This is a genomic window from Robiginitalea sp., assembly GCF_049588695.1.
Taxonomy (GTDB): Bacteria; Bacteroidota; Bacteroidia; order Flavobacteriales; family Flavobacteriaceae; genus Robiginitalea.
Genome location: NZ_JBAVZJ010000523.1, coordinates 1 through 4,611, shown reverse-complemented (window position 1 = coordinate 4,611; position 4,611 = coordinate 1). Strand labels below are relative to the sequence as shown.

5 protein-coding genes are annotated in these 4,611 nt (G+C 49.1%); 1 reads left to right on the top strand and 4 read right to left on the bottom strand.

Translation table 11 applies throughout. The features are described from left to right. Positions 1-77: 77 nt before the first annotated feature. The 3 genes from yidD to WBV75_RS12170 are packed head-to-tail and all read right to left on the bottom strand — an operon-like array spanning position 78 to position 2,304. On the bottom strand, positions 78-314 hold the full coding sequence (gene yidD / locus WBV75_RS12180) for a membrane protein insertion efficiency factor YidD (RefSeq protein WP_424120865.1): 237 nt from the start codon (positions 312-314) through the stop codon (positions 78-80). 51 nt (positions 315-365) lie between these two features. After that, entirely contained in the window at positions 366-752 is a 387-nt protein-coding gene (locus WBV75_RS12175; RefSeq protein WP_424120864.1) for a DUF779 domain-containing protein, read from the bottom strand. A gap of 28 nt (positions 753-780) precedes the next feature. Further along, positions 781-2,304 (bottom strand): aldehyde dehydrogenase family protein, encoded by a 1,524-nt coding sequence (locus WBV75_RS12170; protein ID WP_424120863.1) that lies wholly within the window; start codon positions 2,302-2,304, stop codon positions 781-783. A 228-nt stretch (positions 2,305-2,532) separates the two neighbouring features. Here WBV75_RS12170 and WBV75_RS12165 point away from each other — a divergent pair, with 228 nt between their 5' ends. After that, positions 2,533-3,447 carry an AraC family transcriptional regulator N-terminal domain-containing protein gene (locus tag WBV75_RS12165; protein WP_424120862.1) on the top strand — a complete coding sequence of 305 codons (915 nt, stop codon included), beginning with the start codon at positions 2,533-2,535 and terminating at the stop codon, positions 3,445-3,447. A gap of 10 nt (positions 3,448-3,457) precedes the next feature. Here the strand turns inward: WBV75_RS12165 and WBV75_RS12160 are convergent. Then, positions 3,458-4,611: cysteine--tRNA ligase (locus tag WBV75_RS12160; protein ID WP_424120861.1), on the bottom strand; the 1,154-nt coding region annotated here is incomplete at its 5' end.

Below are 4,611 nucleotides of genomic sequence, written 5' to 3'. Positions count from 1 at the left end.
GAACCACCCCATGGCGCTGGAGCGGAACAGAAAGGTCCGGTGGACCTTTCGAGCGACAGGCGAGATGGCGCGCAGGCTTAGTTGTCATCCTTTTCGGGAACAGGATCGTAGCCAGAACCACCCCATGGATGACAACTCCCTACACGCTTCAAAGCCAACCATCCTCCTTTGCGAAGGCCGTGTTTTTGCAGGGCTTCTATGGAGTATTGGGAACAGGTAGGGAGGTATCTGCAACTGGGAGGCGTAAGGGGGGAAATATACTTTTGATATCCCCGGATCAGTGAAATAAAAAGAGCTAAAATCCTATTTTTCATAGTACCTGTGGCCTATCGGTACAAGGTACGTTTTCCAGCAACCGAAACCAATCAGTTCGGTTTTTGAGTAGCGGGAAATGCGGGTGCCAGTTGGTTGCTTTCAGCTTCAGAATACAGGCGTGAACGAATTAAGAACCGAAGCCCGAGCGGGATCTCCAGAGAAAAGCTCGATCCCCTTCCCGGGACTACATCCACGGTCAATTGGGTGTGTTTCCAGTATTCAAACTGGTCTTTGGCGATATAAAAATCACATCCTGCTACTTCACCGAGCCAGATATCTGAATCATCCAACAAGAGTTCCCCTTCCGGATAACACATCGGAGAGGAACCGTCACAACACCCTCCACTCTGATGAAACATCAGTGGGCCGTGTGCTGCCCTAAGCTGTTCTATAACCTCTTGGGCGGCTGGGGTGACGATTACTCTCCGGGTGTTCATATTGCTTTGCTCAGATAATAAATAACTCCTAGAAAAAGCCCATGGCATTTTTGTCGTAGGAAATCAGCATGTTTTTGGTCTGGCGATAGTGGTCCAGCATCATTTTATGATTTTCCCTTCCAATACCGGATTTCTTATACCCGCCAAAAGGGGCATGGGCGGGATAGAGGTGGTAACAGTTGACCCAGACCCTTCCGGCCTGGATGCCCCGGGAGATCTGATACGCCTGATGGGTATCCCGGGTCCAGACGCCGGCTCCCAGCCCGTACAGGGTATCGTTGGCAATCTCAAGGGCTTCCGCCTCGTCCTTAAAGGATGTCACGCAGACCACCGGCCCGAATATCTCCTCCTGGAAAACACGCATTTTATTGTTCCCTTTCAAAATGGTAGGTTCTATGTAGTACCCGCCTTCAAGACCTTCGTTGTACGCGGCCTTTCCTCCGGCGAGTACTTCGCATCCCTCTTCCTTGCCGATTTCGATATAACTCAGGATTTTTTCATACTGGTCGTTGGAAGCCTGGGCGCCCATCATGGTTTGTGAATCCAGGGGATGTCCGAGTTTTATAGCCTTAGTGCGCTCCACCACTCGTTCCATAAAAGCATCAAAAATACTCTCCTGAACCAGCATACGGGAAGGACATGTACAAACCTCCCCCTGATTCAGCGCAAACATCACAGCTCCTTCGATGCATTTGTCGAAAAAGGCATCGTCGGCATCCATCACACTCTCAAAAAATACGTTCGGGGACTTGCCTCCGAGTTCCAGCGTTACCGGAGTGATATTTTTGGAGGCGTATTGCATAATGAGTTGCCCGGTGGTCGTTTCGCCCGTAAAGGCAATTTTTCCAATTCGCGGGCTCGATGCCAGGGGTTTACCCGCTTCTGCACCGAATCCGTTGACGATATTCAAAACACCATCCGGAAGAATACCTTCAATCAGTTCTGCCAAAATCAGCATACCCACCGGGGTTTGCTCAGCGGGTTTCAGGACCACGCAGTTACCTGCAGCAAGGGCCGGGGCCAACTTCCAGGCCGCCATAAGGATAGGGAAGTTCCATGGAATAATCTGTCCGACGACCCCCAGGGGCTCCCAGACATTCAAACTCACGGTAGATGAATCCAATTCGCTCACGGTTCCCTCTTCAGCCCGGATAACTCCCGCAAAATAGCGGAAGTGGTCTACTGCCAGGGGCATATCTGCAGCCATCGTCTCACGAATAGCCTTCCCATTGTCCCAGGTCTCGGCCCGGGCCAGATCCTCCAGGTTTCTTTCCATGGCATCGGCAATCTTCAGGAGCATATTACTGCGCGTGGTGGCGGAGGAATTATTCCATTCCGGAGCAGCTTTCCAGGCTGCATCCAACGCAAGTTCGACGTCTTCTGCTGTCGAGCGTGGAATTTTGGTGAAGTTTTGTCCGTCTACGGGAGAGACATTGTCAAAATACTGACCTTTTACAGGAGGGGTCCACTTTCCTCCAATGTAGTTCTCATACTGATTCTTAAACTTGGGTTTGTTCAGGGTTTCTTTTTCATTTGTTGCCGTTGTACTCATCTTTTAAATATTTATGTTAATCTGCACTATTGTCATTCAGACGGGCTCCTCTACCAGAACGGAGACCTTAGTGATCCCAAAGTAGCTGTTCTGTTTTGGAATGATCTGACCGATTCTCCCGCCCATATGACCAATCCTATCATAATTGATATTTTAACATAAAATAGCACTATAATTTTTAAATTTACTCTAATAATTGTTAAAAAATTGCCGTCTCCATAGAGTCCTATGCGCCTGCCCGAACATTTTCTGAACAACCGCAAGCTGGAGTCCCTGGTGGAAAATCAATCCAGTTTTACCCTGGACCATGCGGCCATGCATATTTTTGAGACGCACCAGCAGGCTGAACAGGTGCTGCTTCAGTTTGACCAGCCTGTATTGGCCAGTATGATTGAGGGGAAAAAGGTGATGCATCTAAGGGACTACGAGTCTTTTCAGTTTTTGCCCGGGGAATCCCTTGTATTGCCTTCCGGAGAACTTATGTGTATAGACTTCCCGGAAGCGGAGTACGAGAATCCTACCCGTTGCCTGGCCATGGCGATTTCTGAGGAGAAAATCACCAAAGTACTCGATTGGATGAATGAGACCATGCCCAAGACAGGGGGACTGCACTGGGGGCTCATGGATTACAACTTTCATTTTGTCAACGATGCGGCGGTCTTCCAGATTCTGCAACGGCTGGTTTTCCTGTTTACCGAAGACCATCCCTATAAAGACTACTTTGTTGACAATATGCTTCGCGAATTGATTATCCGGATTCTCCAGACCAATGAACTGAAGATCTACGGCTCGGACACCTTTACCCTTCGGGAAAACAGCCGGCTGGCACATGTGGTACGATATATCCGGACGCATTTGCACGAATCACTGGACATCGCTACCCTGAGTAAGGAAGCCTGTATGAGCGCCTCCCACTTTCACCGGGTTTTTAAAAATGAACTCGGTATTTCCCCCGTGGAGTTTATCAATAACGAAAGGGTAAAACTGGCGGTAAGCCTGCTACAGAATCCGGAGATCAGTATTAAGGAAGTTTATATGTGCTGTGGCTTCGAGAGCCGGTCTTATTTCAACCGGGTTTTTAAACACAAACAACAAATTACTCCGGGAGACTACCAACGCCTGCTACAGCGCAGCATGTTCTAAAGGGCTATTGTCAGAGTTGATAACTGGTGCCTTCTTTCCCATCCTTGAGTTGGATCCCAAGTTCAGATAGCGTATCGCGGATCTGGTCTGAAGTCTGGTAATCCTTATCGGCTCGTGCTTTGTTGCGCATTTGAATCAGCAGTTGCATCAAACCTTCTACCTTGCCATCCGATGCAGCCGCATCCAGGGATTTCTCTAACCCGAGAACCTCGAAGACAAATTCGTTCATACTGCTTTTCAATATATTTTTATCAGCAGCACTGAGTGTTTTGCGACCTTCCCGTACAAGGTGAATCCATTTTACGGCTTCGAAGAGTTGGGCGATGAGGATAGGACTGTTGAAATCGTCGTTCATCGCGTCGTAGCACCTTTGTTTCCAAGCCATGACGTCCAGCTCGGATTTCTCAGACACCTTGAGGCTTTCCAGAACTTCAAGGGCATCCATCAACCGGTGATATCCTTTTTCAGCCGCCAGCAGGGCCTCATCACTCAGGTCGAGGATACTGGTGTAATGGGCCTGCATCATAAAGAAACGGACCACGCTTGCCGAATAGGCTTTGCTCAAAATGGGGTTGTTTCCATCAAAAATCTCCTCCGGAAGCAGATTGTTCCCCGTAGACTTGGACATCTTCTTCCCATTGAGGGTGAGCATGTTGGCATGCAGCCAGTAGTTCACCGGGCTGTGACCAAAACGCGCCTCGGCCTGGGCAATCTCACACTCGTGATGCGGAAATTTCAAATCCATTCCTCCCCCGTGGATGTCAAAGGTCTCACCGAGGTATTTGGTGCTCATTACGGTACACTCCAGGTGCCAACCGGGGAAACCTTCGCCCCATGGAGAAGGCCAACGCATAATATGCCTGGGCTCAGCCTTTTTCCAGAGTGCAAAGTCCTGGGGGTTTTCCTTTTCATCCTGGGCGGTGAGTTCCCGGGTGTTGGCAATCATATCCTCCAGTTTGCGACCACTGAGCTTGCCGTATTCAACGTCCGAATCGAATTTCTGAACATTAAAGTAAACGGAGCCGTTTTTTTCATAGGCATACCCTTTGGAAAGGATGGCCTTAATAATCTCAATTTGCTCTACGATATGCCCCGTGGCTGTAGGTTCAATACTCGGGGGAAGCAGGTTGAATTTTCGAAGGATGTTGTGGAAATCAGTGGTGT

Excerpts from the sequence above, each read along its gene's own strand:
- yidD (WP_424120865.1), bottom strand. The coding sequence starts at position 314 with ATGAAAAATAGGATTTTAGCTCTTTTTATTTCACTGATCCGGGGATAT.
- WBV75_RS12175 (WP_424120864.1), bottom strand. The coding sequence starts at position 752 with ATGAACACCCGGAGAGTAATCGTCACCCCAGCCGCCCAAGAGGTTATA.
- WBV75_RS12170 (WP_424120863.1), bottom strand. The coding sequence starts at position 2,304 with ATGAGTACAACGGCAACAAATGAAAAAGAAACCCTGAACAAACCCAAG.
- WBV75_RS12165 (WP_424120862.1), top strand. The coding sequence starts at position 2,533 with ATGCGCCTGCCCGAACATTTTCTGAACAACCGCAAGCTGGAGTCCCTG.